The sequence below is a fragment of the Prosthecobacter dejongeii genome (assembly GCF_014203045.1).
Lineage (GTDB): Bacteria > Verrucomicrobiota > Verrucomicrobiia > Verrucomicrobiales > Verrucomicrobiaceae > Prosthecobacter > Prosthecobacter dejongeii.
Map to the genome: position 1 here is coordinate 544700 of NZ_JACHIF010000002.1, position 17568 is coordinate 562267.

General features: G+C 56.2%; 9 protein-coding genes. 5 read left to right on the forward strand and 4 right to left on the reverse strand.

What is annotated here, in order from left to right; genetic code table 11:
* The first annotated feature begins 762 nt into the window (after positions 1-762).
* Positions 763-6159 carry a choice-of-anchor tandem repeat NxxGxxAF-containing protein gene (locus HNQ64_RS07480; protein ID WP_221305370.1) on the forward strand — a complete coding sequence of 1799 codons (5397 nt, stop codon included), beginning with the start codon at positions 763-765 and terminating at the stop codon, positions 6157-6159.
* A 520-nt stretch (positions 6160-6679) separates the two neighbouring features.
* Here HNQ64_RS07480 and HNQ64_RS07485 read toward each other — a convergent pair.
* Both HNQ64_RS07485 and HNQ64_RS07490 read right to left on the reverse strand, forming a co-directional pair.
* Positions 6680-8500: an ABC transporter permease subunit gene (locus HNQ64_RS07485; protein WP_184207056.1), complete on the reverse strand. Its 1821-nt coding sequence runs from the start codon at positions 8498-8500 to the stop codon at positions 6680-6682.
* Positions 8500-11100: an ABC transporter permease subunit gene (locus HNQ64_RS07490; protein WP_184207058.1), complete on the reverse strand. Its 2601-nt coding sequence runs from the start codon at positions 11098-11100 to the stop codon at positions 8500-8502. Before HNQ64_RS07490 ends, HNQ64_RS07485 begins: the two co-directional genes overlap by 1 nt.
* Positions 11101-11215: 115 nt before the next feature.
* Between HNQ64_RS07490 and HNQ64_RS07495 the strand changes: the two genes are divergently transcribed.
* Positions 11216-11827 carry a superoxide dismutase gene (locus HNQ64_RS07495; protein ID WP_184207060.1) on the forward strand — a complete coding sequence of 204 codons (612 nt, stop codon included), beginning with the start codon at positions 11216-11218 and terminating at the stop codon, positions 11825-11827.
* Positions 11828-11964: 137 nt separating this feature from the next.
* A complete protein-coding gene (locus tag HNQ64_RS07500) occupies positions 11965-13191 on the forward strand; it encodes a PQQ-like beta-propeller repeat protein (RefSeq protein ID WP_184207062.1) in 1227 nt (408 codons plus the stop codon).
* Between the two features lie 3 nt (positions 13192-13194).
* Here HNQ64_RS07500 and HNQ64_RS07505 read toward each other — a convergent pair whose 3' ends face one another.
* Together HNQ64_RS07505 and HNQ64_RS07510 are read right to left on the reverse strand one after the other, a co-directional pair.
* Complete coding sequence (locus tag HNQ64_RS07505; protein WP_184207064.1) at positions 13195-14232, reverse strand: beta-eliminating lyase-related protein; 1038 nt, start codon at positions 14230-14232, stop codon at positions 13195-13197.
* Positions 14233-14253: 21 nt separating this feature from the next.
* Entirely contained in the window at positions 14254-14619 is a 366-nt protein-coding gene (locus HNQ64_RS07510) for a Dabb family protein (RefSeq protein WP_184207066.1), read from the reverse strand.
* Positions 14620-14730: 111 nt separating this feature from the next.
* Between HNQ64_RS07510 and HNQ64_RS07515 the strand changes: the two genes are divergently transcribed.
* Together HNQ64_RS07515 and HNQ64_RS07520 are read left to right on the forward strand one after the other, a co-directional pair.
* Entirely contained in the window at positions 14731-16641 is a 1911-nt protein-coding gene (locus HNQ64_RS07515; protein ID WP_184207068.1) for an ABC-F family ATP-binding cassette domain-containing protein, read from the forward strand.
* Positions 16642-16812: 171 nt separating this feature from the next.
* A complete protein-coding gene (locus HNQ64_RS07520) occupies positions 16813-17499 on the forward strand; it encodes a hypothetical protein (RefSeq protein ID WP_184207070.1) in 687 nt (228 codons plus the stop codon).
* Positions 17500-17568: the final 69 nt, after the last annotated feature.

Genomic DNA, 17568 nt, shown 5'->3' on the forward strand with positions numbered 1-17568 from the left:
AAAGAATGCTTTAGCTAAAGGCTGGCTAGGCATCAGAACGCACTAATGAGCAGCATGTAGAGGATCTTCTACCAACACAAGCAAGTGACAAAAAAGTTTCTGTAATGGGGGAGCGAACTTGGGTGCCAGTGAGCGTGCCTCAGAGGGATGTTTCAGCCCCGATCACGTTGGACTCAAAGATTAAGAAACCATGAATACGTGAGTGTACGAGCACAACGTCAGAGTAAAAGTGGATAAAATTCGTCCATGCCTACAAGGCCCAGTTATTTCGATTCAGCCTGCCCAAAATCGCATTTGATGGTTACAAAATGCAAATTTTTGAAGAAAATAGATTAAAATTAAGAAAAATGACTGTTTATATGTCATCTTTGAGGTAAAAATAAGTGTAGGGATAAGGTTAAAATTGCAGATGAAGTAAAAAATCGATTCGTGAATGGCTATTTTGTATCTTATGTACTATTTAGTTGATCACTATTTGATCGTGTGATTTGCTTTATTTTGTAGGCAGAAAAAGTCACGTCACCCCGAAAACACTGCAATATGCTCACTAATTCGATTTCATTGTTATGGAAATTACTGTTTGTGTTGCTGATATTTTTTTCCTTTCAGGGAAAGGATATTCAGGCAAGCCCAACCATTAACATAGGCACAGAAAATGCTGCGGGCACACGTGATTTGAGTGCCGGATCTGCTGGGGTGTGGAATTTTCGTATATCCGCAGCCGCAGGTTCTTTAATGCGTGTAGATAAATCCTACTTTCGATTGAGCAAAAATGTCGGAACCACGGAGCCTGTTACATTCACGCTATATTCAGGACTAGGTGGAAACACTGGTGGGAATGCTGTGGTGGCCCAGGTTTCGTTAACACCAGCACAGGTGGACAATTCTGTGGAGACTGAAGAGCTTTTCGGCTTTGCTGAGCAGTTGCTGCTGGCGGGTGATTATTCCATCACGCTGACCACAAACGCTGTTGATGCAGCCTCCGGGTATTCGGTCAAGTTGGGGCGCCTCGCCATTTATGATTCCTCTACCTACTTGCCCAACGGGGTAAACTCCTTGCTGTCTTCGGTCTTTTGGATTCAAGATGCCCGCGATGCGGGGGATGCGGATACAAATTTCAATACTCAAGGAGCGCAGGCTGTTGGCAGTGCTTTGATGGTGGCAGACGTGAGTCTTTTTAATGGAACGACAGTGCTGGATCCGGCTTTGAGTGATGACCAAGCTGCTGCGGTGGACTTTGGTAGCATGACCGCAGGTGGAAGCATTGATCGAGTGTTCACTTTGCGGAATGACGGTGCGGGTGGGATGAGTGGGATCGCAGTTAGTTTTGCAGGCACTCATGCAGCGCAGTACAGTCTTCAGTCCGCTCCGGCTAGCACACTCGCTGCGGGCGGCGTGACCAACTTTACTGTGCGTTTTCAATCGGTGGCAGCACTCAATGCGAGCGCTCAACTGCTGATTGCCTCGAATGATCCGGATGAAAATCCTTTCAATCTGCCACTGACTGCGCGGGCTCAAAGTGTCCCCGTCATCAGCGATCGCTTAGCAGTGACAACAAGTTCTACTGCTGCGACTTTGACGGCGAAAGTCAATCCAGGTGGCGCGGCGACTTCGGTTAGATTTCAGTATTCCACCAGCGCTGCTTTTGACGTGGGATTGGTGACCACCGCAGTGCAAAACATTGGGAGCAGCACCGCTTTGGTGAATGTGAGCGCCCCCATCTCAGGGCTGAATGCGAGCACCGTTTATTATTGGCGCGTTGTCGCGACGAATAGCCTGAACACGACGACCTCCACAGGCCTGGCACTTTTGAAAGTGTCCATGATGCCCAGCTACACGCAGAATCCCACCTATGCGAATGCGCTGATCAATACCTCCATCAACGTGTGGGGTCGCGTCTGGGGTGGCACAGCCCCCTTTACCTATCGCATGAGTTATGGGGACGGCACGGCTGACACCAACGGCGTGGTGAGCAATGTAAAATACATCACAGCTCCCCACACCTTCACGACATCCGGTTCCAAAACCGTGACTCTGACCGTGACGGATTCCACGGGGGCCAGCGCCTCTCGCTCGTCGGTTGTGCGTGTGCTGCCTTCGGTGGATCTGGATGAGAAGTCCAACATCGCCATCGAAAAAGCCTTGGTGTATCTTTACAACAGCGCCCTCGAACAGAACTCGGACCGCATTTATTGGTATCAGTCGAATTCGGATTATGGTTTTGGCACGACTGGGGCCAGTGTATTGGCCTTTGAAGAGCAGGGGCATCTTCCTGGAAATGATTCCGTAGAGTGGGTTTACACAGATACCGTTCGTCGCGGTCTAAACACTTTGTTAGGTATTGGTGCTGGCACAAACTACGGTGCCATGCAAAACATCGCCGATCATAGCGATGGCATCGCGGTACGGGATGTGGATGACGATAACGATGGCAAGGGGGCCTATCTTTGGAATGGCGGCCACGGAACGTATGTCAATTCCTTTGCCGGTATGGCCGTCATCTTTGCTTACCGTAATCCAGCGGCTGCTCAGGCATCGATCATCCCCAGCGGTCCCTTCGTCAATATGAGCTACTACGATGTGGTGATTGACCTGCTGGACACTTTCAAATGGTGCATGGGAGATGGAGCTTACCGTGGCGGATATGAATACACGGTGACGGCAACGAGCGGTGGCCGATACGACGGTTCGTCTCAACAGTGGCCGGTGCTATGCTATAAGGCTGCGCTAGATCGGCTCAAGATCACGCCTCCGACATGGTATTTAGACAATGTGGTTTATGGCTTCAAGCAGATGCAGAATGCCAATGGCGGTGTGGGCTACAGCAGCAATACCCAATGGGTTAATACGGCTAAGACCGGTGGGTTGCTGACTGGAATGGCGTTTAGTGGCCGATTCCAAGGCACTTCGGAAGTGGATACTGCTTTTTCCTATATCCAGACTTACTGGGATGCGAATCGCGGTGGCGACAGCTCCTTTATCAATTCGGGTTGGGCAGGAAACTGGTATGCGATGTACGGGATCAAAAAAGGCCTGACTCTGCAGGGAATCACTCATGTGACGGTCGGTGGAGTCTCCCGTGACTGGAAGAAAGAAATGACCGCTTGGCTGCTGGGAGAGGCTTCGTATTTGCCTGGGACTTTGTCCCCTAGCTATCGCACGGCAAACGACATGTTCGGTCAGCAGTCTGATGGGCGCTGGATCAGCCAAGATTGGCCGAGTTCCACGAGTTACAATGACCTGAGCACCGCCCATGGCGTTTTGATCTTATCTGCCTCCGTCACTCAGGCTCCACCTGTGCCCGTGATCTCTGAAGTCGGTGAGCAGAGCAATAAAGTCGGTTTCCGTTCTTTCAATCTCAGTGCCTCCGGCTCTTATCACCTGGACCCAGACCGCGCCATTGTGGAATATCTGTGGGACTGGAACGCCGCTGACGGGCTGAACTGGACCACCCCAGATGCCACTGGGGCACAGGTAACCAACCCTGGTTATGCCACCACTGGCACATACACGGTGACGCTTCGTGTGAAAGATAACAATGATCCCGCGCTAACCAAAACCTCGACCGTGCAGGTGACCGTGGTGGCTACCGATGTGGCCCCGGTGGCTGTCGCTTTGCCGTTGGGCGGCTTCCAGGGATATGCAGGCAAGGTCGGCGTGCCGATCACCTTGAATGGCTCCAATTCTTATGACCCAGATGGCGATGTCATCGAAAGTTATAGCTGGGATTTGAATGGCGACGGTATCTATGGGGATGCCACGGGCGTGACTGTCACCGTGACGTATAACTCGCCTTATGTCGGCAGCCTCGGGCTACGCGTAACGGCCAATGGCAAGACGAGCAATAACACCGCCGTGGTGGACATTCAGGCCGCAGATGCAGACATCAGCCTGGAATCCGTCACGCTGTCAAATCTAGTGCCGCGCACCTCTGCCGACTTCAGTATCCAAATCAGCAACGATCCAGGATCCGGTCAGTCGTTTAACAATGTGGTGCTGCGCATTTACAACGGTAATCCTTATGCAGGCGGTGGGCCGATTGGTTTGCCCTATTTGGTGAACCTGCCTTCGGGATTGACCACGACCGTGAATCTGACTGGAGTGAATCTAGGCGGGGCTACCTCCGTGTGGGTTTACCTGGATTCAACCCAGGCTGTGATCGAGGCCAATGAAGCCAATAATGCTTCAGGCCCTTACAATGTGGATCAGCTCCCTGCGGACATCACTGTGCAGTATCCAACAGGCACATCGCTTGTCTCCGGGGCTTCCACGATCGTGATTCCAGAAGTTGTGTTGGCCGGACAAAGCGGCACGCCGATCACCTTCACGGTGCGCAATGACGGCGAGGCCAACTTGGAGAATCTGGTCATCACCAAGGCTGGTACAAACCCGGCTGATTTCACGGTCTCTGCTCTGGGGAGCACCACAGTTGCGGGTTCCAACTTCACCACCTTTAACCTTACGTTTACTCCAACAGGCTATCTAGGTGGTATCCGTTCGGCCACGCTGCAAATCGCCAGCAATGATCCGAATGAAAACCCTTTCGTGATCGCCGTGCAGGCGAAGGCCCGTCTCACCGTCATTCCTGTGGCGAAAGATGCGGGTAAGGACATCGTGACGCAAAACCCTGTGAAAGGGGCGGATGGGGTGTCGGAGATCGGTCTTTACGACATTTTGCGTCGTGGCGGTTTTGTGGCGGAGAATGGGGTGGTCGTTTTCCCAGGCTCTCTCTTGATCGGTTCTGGCTCACCTGCCGTGACGGTGAACAACTCTCAAGGTGTCTGGAAAGCAGGGACCACGGGAGATGTCTGGATGATCGCCCGCACGGGAGAAACCGTGCCGGATGTGGCTGGCACGACCTTTGATTACCTCCCCATTGTTCCTGGTATCAACGAAGATGGCGAGGTGACTTTATTGGCCTCCCTGCGGATCGGTGTCGGGGGAATAACCTCCGCCAATGATGTCGGAGTATGGAGCGAGTTGGGTGGGTCGACCATGCGTTTGCTGGCTCGGGAGGGAGATCCGGTGGTGGGTCTGCCGGGCGTCTTTATCAAGACTTTCTGTGCAGGTGTGTATGCCACGGCAAAAATAGCCGCAGATAGAGGCGATGCGGTTTACTCCGTCGGTTTTGGCGGTGCGAGTGTGGATACCGCCATCCTTCGTAGTCGAGTGAATCGTACGCTAGGCACCGTTTCCATGCAGGTGCTGGCGCGTGAAAATTCCCCGGCTCCTGGCACCGCAGAAAACTTCGGCAACCTGATGGGCAGCTTCTCTGATCCTGCCCGTATGGATGGCACGGGTAACGCAGTCTTTGCGGCCGTTACCAAAACGAATAAAGAAGGCATCTGGTATCATGCAGCTAACAATGCTGGCGCTCCAGTGCGGGCGGTCTTCACAGGAGATGTCGCTCCTGGAACAGGCGGTGCTACCTTCTCTCGCATTCAGCGTCCGACGATGGGCTCTAATAGCGTGATCAGCTTCCGTGGCTTGCTCAACCGCAACGGGGACAATACAGGCGGGCTCAAAGGCGATGGTATCTGGCGCGGCAGTGCGGCGACAGGTACCTACACCTGTGTATTGCGCAGTGGTGATAGTGGCATCGCAGGCATGCCTGTGGGGTCCAAGGTGGGCAACACCTGGGGTGGCTGGCTGACAAACCAAAATCATGGGGCCTGGAAAACCTGGCTGGATGTGAATGGCGATGGCGTCAGTAAGGCACCCACGGATGTACACGCTCTGTTTACCGATGTCTCCGGCACGATGCGCATGGTCGTCAAAGTTGGCGATGCCGCGCCAGGGATCACTGGAGCAACCTTCTCCAGCCTTGAAATCCCGATGGTGGGTGGGCAGGAGCAGATGATCTTCCTGGGCAAAGTCACTGGGCCTGGTATCGTGGCCGGCGTGAATGACAAGGGCCTATGGCGTCAAGAGCCGAACGGCGGTGAATTGGAATTGGTGCTGCGCAGCGGTGACCCCCTTGGGACGACTCTGCATGGGATGAAAACCGTCTCCACCATTGACTTCCCCGGTTCTGACACCACCAGCACCACGGACCGCCGCTGGGAGCAGTTGGTCATTGATGGCGATGGAAACATCGTGGTTCTCATCGTCTTTACAGATGGTTCGACCAGCCAGGCCATGGTTCCAGCTGGCCTTTAACACTTCGCAGTAAAGCTGCTCTCTTAGCTCCCTGGATTCGCAAGAGTCCAGGGGGCTTTTATTTGGGGCGTGGGTGGATGATACGAGGAAAGGCCCAACGAGCGTGACTTTTCAAGGCCAGTGGTTGGAGGGAGTGCGTGAAATGGACGAAGGGCCAGTGGCCGAGACTTGGCAAGTCCCGCTTCTTGGGAGCTATTCCGTCATCTTCGCTTTCCGTTCACGCCAGCTTGGCAGGTTCTCCTTGCGACGATTCGGAGAAAGGTAGGTCATTGAGTCGCCTAAAGGCTAGACACCGACAGACCGAACAAATTCACCGCCTTCCCACACATTTTGTTAATCCTGTAAACTTGCCCCCATTCAATCATTGATCTCAATCTGCCTAAGCGGCTCACAAAAACAGAGGACTCGGTAGGTCTCGTACTTGGGGGAGAGGAAGCTCAAGGGGGAGTTGGCTTTCCGTCCAGAGCATCGAGCATCCTGCGTGCGGGACGCAGGCGGCTAAGGAGCAGCGATTATCTGCTCAAAAGGCGCTGGCCTGGTAGCGTTTGCGCAGTCGGGCTCGGATCTTAATGGCAGCGAGATTCAGGGCCACAACGAGGAGGATGAGCAGGAGCGTGGTCGCAAAGACCATGGGCTTGGCCCCTTCGGAATCGGGGGACTGAAAGCCGAGGTCGAAGATGTGGAAGCCGAGGTGCATGAACTTGCGCTCGGCATGGATGAAGGGCCAGGAGAGATCCAGGGGCAGGGAAGGTGCCAGTTTGACCACACCAGTGATCATGAGAGGGGCGACTTCGCCTGCGCCACGTGCCATGGCCAAGATGACACCCGTCATCACACCGGGTAGAGCGCTGGGAAGCACGATTCGCTGAATCGTCTGCCATTTAGAAGCACCACAGGCAAGGGCCGCCTCACGCACGCCACGCGGCACTGCGACAAGGGCTTCTTCTGTGGCGACGATCACCACAGGCAGGGTCATCAGGGCCAGGGTGAGCGATGCCCAAAGAATGCCGCCGGTACCAAAGGTGGGCGTGGGCAGGCTATCGCTGAAAAAGCCGCCGAAATAGGGGCAACGGGCCACGGTGATGATGACAAGGAAGACACTGGAAATCCACAGAACACCTTCGACCTTTTGCAGAAACTTTTGCCGTTTTTGCTGGGTAGGAATGGCGGTGCGATTATGGGTGGAGAGGTAAACAGCGAGGCCGATGCAGGCCAGAGCACCAAAGCCTGCGGCGAACCACCAATTCGGCGCGAGGGGATACTGCACGCCGCCATCGATGAAGCCACCGACTCCGTAAACGAAGAAGCCCAAGCCGAAAACACCGAAGACGATGGATGGCACCCCGGCGAGGTTATTGACGCAAATACGAACCACCTGCACCAGAAAACCTTGGCGAGCATATTCGCGCAGGTAGATGGCGGCGATGATACCAAAGGGGGTGACCATCACAGCCATGAGCACAGTCATGACAAAAGTGCCGAAAATGGCGGGGAAGATACCCCCTTCGGTATTGGCTTCACGCGGCTCCGCCATGAGAAATTCCCAGATGGCTTGGAGGAAAACGATGAACTGATCGAACACTCCAATGTCGTTTGGCTGGTAGAAATGGAGGATGTCACCGACGTTCTGCGAGCGCTCTTCCCCTGAGGCTAGCTTGTAGATAAGTTTATCCGCTGTCTGGGCCGTGCGGAGCTTCTGAGCCTGATCAGCGAGTGTCTGATAAAGCGCCTGCTCTTTAGCAATCTCTGCTTTGACGTCTTCTTTGCGTGAGCGGATCTCTAGCCGCTTCATGCGAGCATTGATGTCGCCGATTTCATGCTTTTCAATCCGCAGGATTTCTTCGCGTCGTTCGTTCCCCTCTTTGACCAGACGGGCAAATTCGCTGGCGAAGGCGGCATCCTCGCCGGGGACTTTTTTACCATCGCCTAATTGGAGAGCGACGGGGGTGAAGATAGCATCGCCATACTCCATACGCTCGGCTACATAGATGCCTTTGGCATCTGTTTGATTGACGATGTCAGAGTCGTTGATGAAACGGAAGGCGAGATTGTAGGCGTCTTTGTTGCCGGTAAAAATAGAGTGTTCGCTGACAAAGCTGCCGTCAGGTTTGCGGCGCTGCTGTGTTTTGACCAAGCTGCCTGCAATACGGGTTTCCTTATCACCTTCTTTGATGGTATAAACAGCCACGCGGTCTGGCCAAAAGACTGAGAGACCATTGATGGCAATGAGCAGCAGCAGGCCGCTGATCATGATGAGGCCGAGCGTGAGTCCTGCGGCGGTGAGCCACACTTTCACCTCACCTTTGGTACGGGCCGGCTGTTGGGGAGTCGGGGAAGGCATCAGACGATTTTGAATTTGTCGCGCAGTTTCTGGCGCAGGACTTCGGCCACGGTGTTCAGCACAAAGGTCATGCCGAAGAGAACCAGGGCACCGAGGAAGAGGGTGCGGTAGTGGGTGGAGTTCTGGGCTGCTTCAGGCAGTTCCACGGCGATATTGGCGGAAAGGGTGCGCATGCCGTTGAAGGGGTTCCAATGATCTGCCAGAGGAAACTTACCCGCACCGAGGCCTAATTCGCCTAACAAAAAGTTGCCTGAAGCATCGAAAAAGCCGGTATTACCTGTAGCCATCACCACAACCATCGTTTCTCCGACGGCACGGCCTAGGCCGATCATGACTGCTGATAGGATGCCAGCAGAGGCGACGGGCAATACAACGGTGCGCACCACCTGCCAGCGTGAAGCACCGAGGGCCTCTGAGGCCGAGGTGAGGGAAGGCGGGACATTGGAAAGGGCATCCTCCGCGATGGTGAAGATGACGGGAATGACGGCGAAGCCCATCATGAAACCGACAACGAGACAGTTACGTTGGTCATAAGACATGCCGGTGAAGCGCGGCCACCACATGCGGAAATCTGCGATCTGGCTGCCATCTGGCATGGTGGCGACAAAAACGGCTTTTTCCAGAGCGGGGCCCAGTTGCCATCCTAACCAGGCGAAACCCAACATCACGGGGGCTATGATTAAGTACTCAGTGCCTTTGGGCAGGCGGTTGCGATAAACAATCGGCATGCGACCCCATAAAATGCCCAGAAGACTGGCGGAAATAGGGATGGAGATGACCAGCAAGATGACCGAGGGCACGCGGTTTTCTATCAGAGGGGCCAGCCACAGGGCTGCCAGGAAACCCAGCACGACGGAGGGCAATGAGGCCATAATTTCCATCGCCGGTTTGACGATCTTTTTCATGCCCGGAGCCAGGAACTGAGATGTGTAAATGGCGGCTAGTAGGGCAATCGGCACCGCAAAGAGCATGGCATAAAAAGTGCCCTTTAAGGAACCCATGATGAGGGGGATCAAAGACAGCTTGGGCTCAAAGTCATCTGTGCCGCTGGTGCTCTGCCACTCGTATTTGGGACCGGCAAAGCCTTCATACCAGACCTTGCCAAAAAAAGCGCTCCAGCCAGCCTCGGGGTGTGGATCACTAATCTCGTAGAGGTGCATGCTGCCCTGGGTATCGAGAAAACCGATGTGCTCCGCCTTGGCATCCATGGCCACGGAGACGGCTTCGAAAGGTAGCTTCACATTGCGGCGAACACTGGCAGTGGTGGCATAGCAGAGGGCACACTCCTGAGCATTGCCGACGAGGAAGGATTTATTCCTCTGGCTGGCACGGTAGTAGGTGATGGGGCCATTGATCGGTTGGAACTCCTTGGTCTGGCCAAAAAGCCGTGTGGTGCCGCCCTCCGGCACGAAGAGGCTAAAGATGCGGACTTTCCCCTGATTGTTGTAACAAACGAGGCTGACCTGGCCAAAAAGATAGTCCACTCCAGAGACTTGGCCACCATCGAAAGGCTTGAATCGCTGGCGCAGTTCCCAGCCGCTGCTCAGACGGTAAAAATACAGCACCTCTCCGGCATCAGTGAGGGCCACGAGGCTATCGGCCGTCCCTGCGACGAGCACCCGCTGAGGCTTGGCCCCTGCAAGAAGCGGTGTGAGATCTTCCCGGGCGTCGATCTCGGTTTTACCCTTGCCCATGAGGCTCTTTTTTTGTCGCAGGCTCATGGTAGTGAGCTGGTGCTGACCATTGACCTCCTGAATCGCCGCGAAGAGCTTTTTGTCCCCCGAGTCTGCGTAATCCATGTCTAGAATCGGAGTCAAGTTGGCAGGGGCAGAGGTGCCGGCCTCGCGGAGGGGGAGCAGGGGCTCGGCTTTAACCGCTGGTTTGATCACAGGTTTGCTCTGACCTTGATACTCAGACTGGTATTGAATAGCGACGAACCCTACCTGACCGTCTGCAGTACCGATGGCCATGCGGCCTGTGACGGGATTGTGACGTTTCGCAGTGATTTGGGTGCCAGTTGGCAATCCGGTGGGCAAGCGCTGGGCAGGTCCGCCTTTGACGGGTTGGAAGACCACCTCGCTTCCGCCATCGAAGTAAAAAGGTAGCTCGGACCATTCATCGAGGCCCACGAGTGCACCCGAAGGTGCGGCCAGCGCGATCTTGGTTTTTTCTTCCACGCGGGCACCCTGGAAGAGCGGTGCGATCTCCAGCGCGATAAAAGCAAAAATGCCTGAGACTGCGACGATGATGCCAATGCCACCGAAGACGATGGCCGAATTCATAAATCGGTCCCAGCGCAAAGTGCCTTTAGAGACAATGAAGCGTTCTGGAACTGGGCGTGATGCACCCGGTGTCTTCGTGGCGGGTGCGTCTGAGGGACTGGGCGGCATGCTAGGGGGAGACCGGGTCTCACCGACCCGAGTGGCTAGAAAGACGGTGGTGGCGGTTTTTGCAAACGACAAAAACGACGCAAAGGTGACGGAATTGTCACATTGGAGGGCATCAAAGCGGTGCAAAAAATCCTTCGAGTGACAAGATTCACGAAAATCAGGAGCGTGAATGCCGCTGCTGCTGCGAAGATGATGGATGAAGTGATTCATTCCAAAGCTGGACAGTCCAGGCTTTCGGTTCTTTTTTTGACGAGTTTGTTGAGAGCGACCTTGCCCCGCGGCGTATCGCCCTCTACCTACCCATTCTAACCCAAACCAAACGATTATGGCTCATACACTGCCCGCACTCCCCTACGACAAGACGGCACTCGAACCACACATTGACGCTGCTACTATGGAGATCCATCATGGTCGCCATCACAACGCCTATGTGACCAATTTGAACAACGCCATCGCTGGCAAGGCTGATCTTGAGGCTCTTTCGATCGAAGATCTGTGCAAGAAAATCAGCAGCGTGCCTGCTGACATCCAGGCTGCCGTTCGCAACAATGGCGGTGGTCATTTCAACCACAGCCTGTTCTGGAATATCATGGGCCCGAACGCTGGTGGAGCCCCGACGGGTGAGTTGGCAGAGGCCATCAATGCCGCTTTCGGAAGTTTTGATGCCTTCAAAGAAGCCTTCGCAAAGGCAGGTGCCACTCGTTTCGGCTCCGGCTGGGCATGGCTGGTGGTGAAAGATGGCAAAGTGGCCGTGACCTCCACCCCGAACCAGGATAACCCCCTTATGGATGGTAGCGGCACCCCGATCCTGGGTTGCGACGTCTGGGAGCACGCCTACTACCTGAAGTATCAGAACAAGCGCCCTGACTACATCACTGCCTGGTGGAATGTGGTGAACTGGACGGCGGTGGCGGATCTTTTTGCCAAGGCCAAGTAAGCCACGCTGGATTGAACTTTGAGGCGGGACCATCGCGAGAGGGTCCCGCTTTTTTGTGCCCAAGTAGAAAGTGCGATCCATCAAGAGTCACCGCACTTTTGATTGAAGCCTTGGATTCAAACCGATACTGTTTCACCATGCGTTTTGTTTTGCCCTTCCTGTTTGCTGCCACGCTCCATGCTGAGAACTGGCCGCAGTGGCGAGGACCGCGCCTGGATGGCACGAGCCTGGACCGGGGCTTTCCCACGGAGCTGACAGAAAAGACGCTGGCCTGGAAGGCGGAACTCCCTGGGGAGGGCCATGCCTCACCCATCGTGTGGGGGGACCGTATTTTTACTGTGGCCTCCCTGCCGGAGGAGCAGGTGCGTGTGCTGCTGTGCCTGGACCGCGCTACGGGCAAGGTGCAGTGGCAAAAGGAGGTACTGAAAACAGGCCTGGAAGGGAAGCATCGTCTGAACAGCCACGCCTCCAGCACGCCAGCGACCGATGGCGAGAAGGTATTCACCGCGTTCCTAGACCAAACGGAGGTGGTTATCAGTGCCCATGACTTTAGTGGCAAGCAGGTGTGGCAGGTGCGGCCGGGCACGTTCGCTAGCAAGCATGGCTTTTGCTCCAGCCCCATTCTGTTTGAGGACAAAGTGATCGTGAACTGCGACCACGATGGTCCAGGCTACATGGTGGCTCTGTCCCGTGCTGATGGGCGCGAGCTGTGGCGTATCCAGCGGCCCAACCAGACGCGCAGCTACTGCGTGCCACTGATTCGTGAGATGGCTGGGCGCACCCAGATGGTCCTGACGGGCAGCAAGTGCGTGACCAGTTATGATCCACGCGATGGCCGCCTGCTGTGGATGATGGACGGGCCGACCGAGCAGTTTGTGGCCTCGCCTGTCTTTGATGAAAAGTCGGGCCTGTTACTGCTGAGTGGCGGTTTTCCTGAGCACCACATCCTGGCGATCCGCCCTGATGGCGCGGGGGATGTGACGAATACCCACATCGAATGGCGCACGAACAAGGGCGTTTCGTATGTGCCCAGCCCTATCTGCGAAAAGGGTTGGCTGCTCATCGTTAGCGATTCCGGCATCGGTCACTGCTTTGATGCGGAGACGGGCGAGATCGTGTGGGAAGAACGGATGAAGGAGCACCACGCCTCCCTGGTAAGTGCCGAAAGGCATGTCTATTTCATCAATGACTTCGGTCTGCTGCGTACCGTGAAGCCGGGCACGAAGTATGAACTGCTGGCTGAAAGCGAACTGGATGAAAAGGTGTATGCCTCCCCCGCCATGAGCGAGGGGCAGATTTTTGTCCGGGGTAGCAAGCACCTCTTCTGCATCGGCAAACGCACAGCCGCGACAGCAGCGCGGTGAGGATCACAGGCAGGCCTGGGCATCGGCCAGGAAGGCCTGCACATCGGCCTCGGTGGTGGCCCAGGAGCACATGAGGCGGGAGCCACCACCGATGAAGCTGTAAAAGATCCAGCCGCGCTCCTTCAGCCCGGTTTTGATGGACTCAGGAAGGCGGGCAAAGACGGCATTGGCATCCACGGGGTAAAGGATCTGCACCCCGGGCAGGTGGCCGAGGCCATCGGCAAGTTTGCGGGCCAGGTGATTGGCGCTGTTGGCGTGCTTGCGCCAAGTGTCATCGCTGAGGATGCGTAGCCACTGGGCAGAGATGAAGCGCATTTTGGAACAAAGCTGCCCGGCCTGTTTGCAGCGGTATTCAAAGTCGCGGGCGAGGTCGCGGTTGAAGAAGACGACGGCTTCTGTAACGGCCATGCCTAGCTTCGTTCCGCCACAGCACAGCACATCCACTCCGGCCTTCCAGGTGATGTCTGCGGGCTTGCAGCCCAGGGCGGCGAGGGCATTGAAAAAACGCGCTCCATCCATGTGCACGTGCACGCCATGCTGTTTCGCCACCTGACAGAGCCCGGCGATTTCACCAGGGCGGTAGGTGCTGCCCAGTTCGGTGCTTTGGCTGAGGCTCAAAGCTCTAGGGCGGGGATAGTGCAGGTCCGTGCGATGGGTGATGAGGCGTTCGACATCTGTAGGGTCCAGCTTGCCTAACGAACTTTTCGCCAGCAGCAGCTTTGAGCCATTGGAAAAGAACTCGGGTGCGCCGCATTCATCGGTCTCCACGTGGGCTACATCGCTGCAGATCACGCTGTGGTAGCTCTGGCACAGGCTGGCGAGAGAGAGGGAATTGGCCGAGGTGCCATTGAAGACAAAGAACACTTCGCAGTCAGTCTCGAAAAACTGACGGAAGCTTTCGCATGCGGCGGCTGTGATGGCATCGGCCCCGTAGCTGGGCTGGTAGCCCGCATTGGCCTCCGCCATAGCCTGCCAGGCCTCCGGGCAGATGCCGGAGGTATTGTCTGAAGCGAAGTGGTATTTGGCGGCGGCCGTGCTCACAGGGATGGAGGGCAGGGGGGCTTACTTGGCCACGTAGTCGAGCACACAGACCTTATCCAGGATCGGCTTGAGCTGGGCGACAAAGCTCTGGTGGGATGGGTGGGGGAGGTAGGTTTCCAGTCCGGCTTTGTTGGCGAAGGTGACGAAGAAACAGTGGGTGAAGCCGTCGTTAAGGTTCTCCGGGCTCACATTGGTGCCCCACTCGAAGGCCTCTACGGTATCAATCTTTTTGGCCAGTTCGATGAAGGCTTTTTCGATGGTTTGCACCTGCTCAGGCGTGGCGGTGTCCTTGAATTTGAAGAAAACGACGTGGCGGTAGGGAGCTTCAGCGGCGGCGGAGGTCATGAGGAGAACGGTAGTGGCGAGGGTGAGGAACAAGAGTTTCATGGCAGTAAAAAACGCAATATCCCGCTTTCATGATGCAGAAGATATCCGGTGTCGAGCCTGCATTCGCTCTGGCGTGTGAAGTTCTGCCGGGTATGTCTTGCGCCCCCCGCTATGCCCCCGCCGACTGCTGCCCTCCTTTCCGCCAATGAACTGGCCCTTTCCTATGGCAATCAACGCCTGCTGGAAGAGGTGACGCTGGCGGTGGCCGCCGGTGAGAAAGTAGGCCTGGTAGGTCGCAATGGCTGTGGCAAGACCAGCCTGCTGAAGATCCTGGCTGGGGTGGAGCGTCCCGATTCGGGTGAGCTCTCCCTCCGCCGTGGCTTACGCATGGGCTACCTACCGCAGGAGTTTGAGCTGGACATGAACGGCACGGTTTTGGAAAACATCCAGGCCGGTGCGGCGGATTTGGTAAGCTGGATCACCCGCTACGAAGCCGGGGACGGCAGCGATGCTGAGCTAGCGGAAATGCTGCACCAGATCGAGGCGGCGGATGGCTGGAACCTGGACGCGCGCATCCGTGCCACAGCCACGGCTTTGTCTGCCCCGCCCATGGAGGCCATCGTGGCGCCGCTTTCCGGGGGTGAAAAACGCCGCGTGGCCCTGTGTCGCGCCCTGGTGGCGCAGCCGGACCTGCTGCTGTTGGATGAGCCGACCAACCATCTGGATGCCGACTCCATCCGCTGGCTGGAGGACTGCCTGCGCGGTTTCCCTGGAGCCACCATTTTCGTCACGCATGACCGCTATTTCCTCGATGTCATCGCCACGCGGGTGATTGAGCTTTCCGATGGACGTTGCTACTCGCATCCAGGGAACTACACGGCCTTTTTGGAGAGCAAAGCGGCCCGTCAGCAGATCGCCGAACAGGCGGAACGCCGCCGCCAGCGCTTCCTGCGTACGGAGCTGGAATGGGTGCGTGCCGGGGTGAAGGCACGTGGGACCAAGCAGCGCAGCCGACTGGATGCCTTTTACGCCATTGAGGGCCAGGAAGCCCCGCCTGAAGAGCGCGAGATGGACCTGCTGCTGCCGCCACCCGCGGAGATGGGGGACATCGCCGTGAACCTGGAAAACGTGGGCGGCAAGGTAGACCAAGACAACGGCGACGTGCGCTGGCTGTTCAAGAATCTGGATGTGGTCTTTCGCCCTGGCCAGTGCACGGGCATCGTGGGCCGCAATGGCGCAGGCAAGACCACGCTGCTGCGCATCTGCATGGGTCAGCGGGAGCCGGACATCGGCAAAGCCACGGTGGGCAAGAAAGTGGTGTTCAACTACATCGACCAGACGCGCATGCAGCTCATGGGGGATGGTACCGTTTTGGCCGAGGTGGCCGATCAAGATGACGTGGTCTTCTTTGGCCAACAGCGCATGAGCGCCCGCGCCTACCTGCGGCGTTTCCTTTTCAGCGATGACCGCACCAATGAACGCGTGGACCGCCTGTCCGGTGGCGAGCGTGCCCGCCTCATGCTGGCGAAGGTGCTGAAGCGCGGCGGCAACGTCATCGTGCTGGATGAGCCGACGAACGACCTGGACCTGCAAAGCTTGCGCATCCTTGAAGAGGCGCTGAGCAACTTTGGCGGCAGCTCCATCGTGGTCAGCCATGACCGCTATTTTCTGGACCGCGTGTGCGACCAGATCATCGCTTTTGAAGAAAACGGCGTGCATGTGCAGGTGGGCAACTACAGCTACTACCTGGAGAAGCGTAAAGAACGCGAAGCCAGGGGCAAACTGTGGAGCGCGCCAGTGAAAGCGGAGAAACCTGCTGCGGCGAAGAGCCAGGTGAAGCCACGCAAACTCAGCTTCAAAGAAGTGCGCGAGCTGGAGGAGATCGAAGGCGTGATCCTGGAAGCCGAAGGCAAGGTGGAAACACTCGATACCACGCTGAATGATCCATCGTTTTACGTCACTCGCTCCACCGAAGCAGAAGGACTGATGGCCGAATTGGACAAGGCAAAGGCCCACGTCGCCCAACTCTATGCCCGCTGGGAAGAACTGGAAGCCGTAAAGGCAGCGAGCGAGGCGGTGTGATCATGTCTTTCCGAGGATTGGTACGATCTAATGATTCGTTTGCCTCTCAAGGACCGGAGAGGCTAAGAGGCTTTCAAAAGCCGCAATGTCTCTTTGGTCTTCATGAGGCTGAGTCTATGTCCTAGGTGCTGGTCCGATTGATCTGGAGGTTGAAGCATGGCAGGTAAAGGGATGGATTTGCTCAAAAACGTTTTCCCGCCCACGCTCAATCAAAAACTCAAGACTGGAGAGATGTGGACAGATGAGGAGGTGGCGTTTGTGCGCACGGGGCTGATGCGACGACTAGCGGAACTCTGCCCGGATTATGATGAATTTATCCAGATGAAAATAGAGCTGTCCGTGGAGCAAACGGTGAAGGTTCTACACATGCATTTCGGAGCAGAGTGGAATTTCGAAACTGGCGAATACGAGCATGTGCCTGGCACGCTGACGGAAGAGGACGAGTGGTGGATGAGCGGAGCGCAAGCGCAGGAGCATTTCTTTTTTCAGAGACATATCCGTTATCACGTTGAGCCGCCTTTCGCTGACTGGCCTAGGGAGGATTATTGGATCAAGGCGGAGGCACTGAACTGTGTCTTTTACTTCGCCCGTGACACCTGGTGGCGGGAGGTTGGGGCGGCAGAGGAACCCCACATCCGCGAGTTGCTGGACGAGACTCTAAAAGATCTGAATCAAGCGAAGCCGCCCTATGGCGGGTATGGCCGCCATGACACACATCAAATCATTGCAAAGAAGATGATGGAACAGAAGGGACTGTGCTGGCCAGCAAGGATTTTGGAAGTGTATGAGGGCCCGGACAATGCCGCGGATGGCGACTTCGGATTCAGGTGCCATGCTGCCACTGACCGGGGGGAATGAGCTGGGCTCCGGCTTGGCGGTATGCGTCTCCTCGGTGCGAACACGGGAGAGAGAAGGCTGCGAGTGAGG

Excerpts from the sequence above, each read along its gene's own strand:
- HNQ64_RS07485 (WP_184207056.1), bottom strand. The coding sequence starts at position 8,500 with ATGCCTTCCCCGACTCCCCAACAGCCGGCCCGTACCAAAGGTGAGGTG.
- HNQ64_RS07490 (WP_184207058.1), bottom strand. The coding sequence starts at position 11,100 with ATGAATCACTTCATCCATCATCTTCGCAGCAGCAGCGGCATTCACGCT.
- HNQ64_RS07495 (WP_184207060.1), top strand. The coding sequence starts at position 11,216 with ATGGCTCATACACTGCCCGCACTCCCCTACGACAAGACGGCACTCGAA.
- HNQ64_RS07500 (WP_184207062.1), top strand. The coding sequence starts at position 11,965 with ATGCGTTTTGTTTTGCCCTTCCTGTTTGCTGCCACGCTCCATGCTGAG.
- HNQ64_RS07510 (WP_184207066.1), bottom strand. The coding sequence starts at position 14,619 with ATGAAACTCTTGTTCCTCACCCTCGCCACTACCGTTCTCCTCATGACC.
- HNQ64_RS07515 (WP_184207068.1), top strand. The coding sequence starts at position 14,731 with ATGCCCCCGCCGACTGCTGCCCTCCTTTCCGCCAATGAACTGGCCCTT.
- HNQ64_RS07520 (WP_184207070.1), top strand. The coding sequence starts at position 16,813 with ATGGATTTGCTCAAAAACGTTTTCCCGCCCACGCTCAATCAAAAACTC.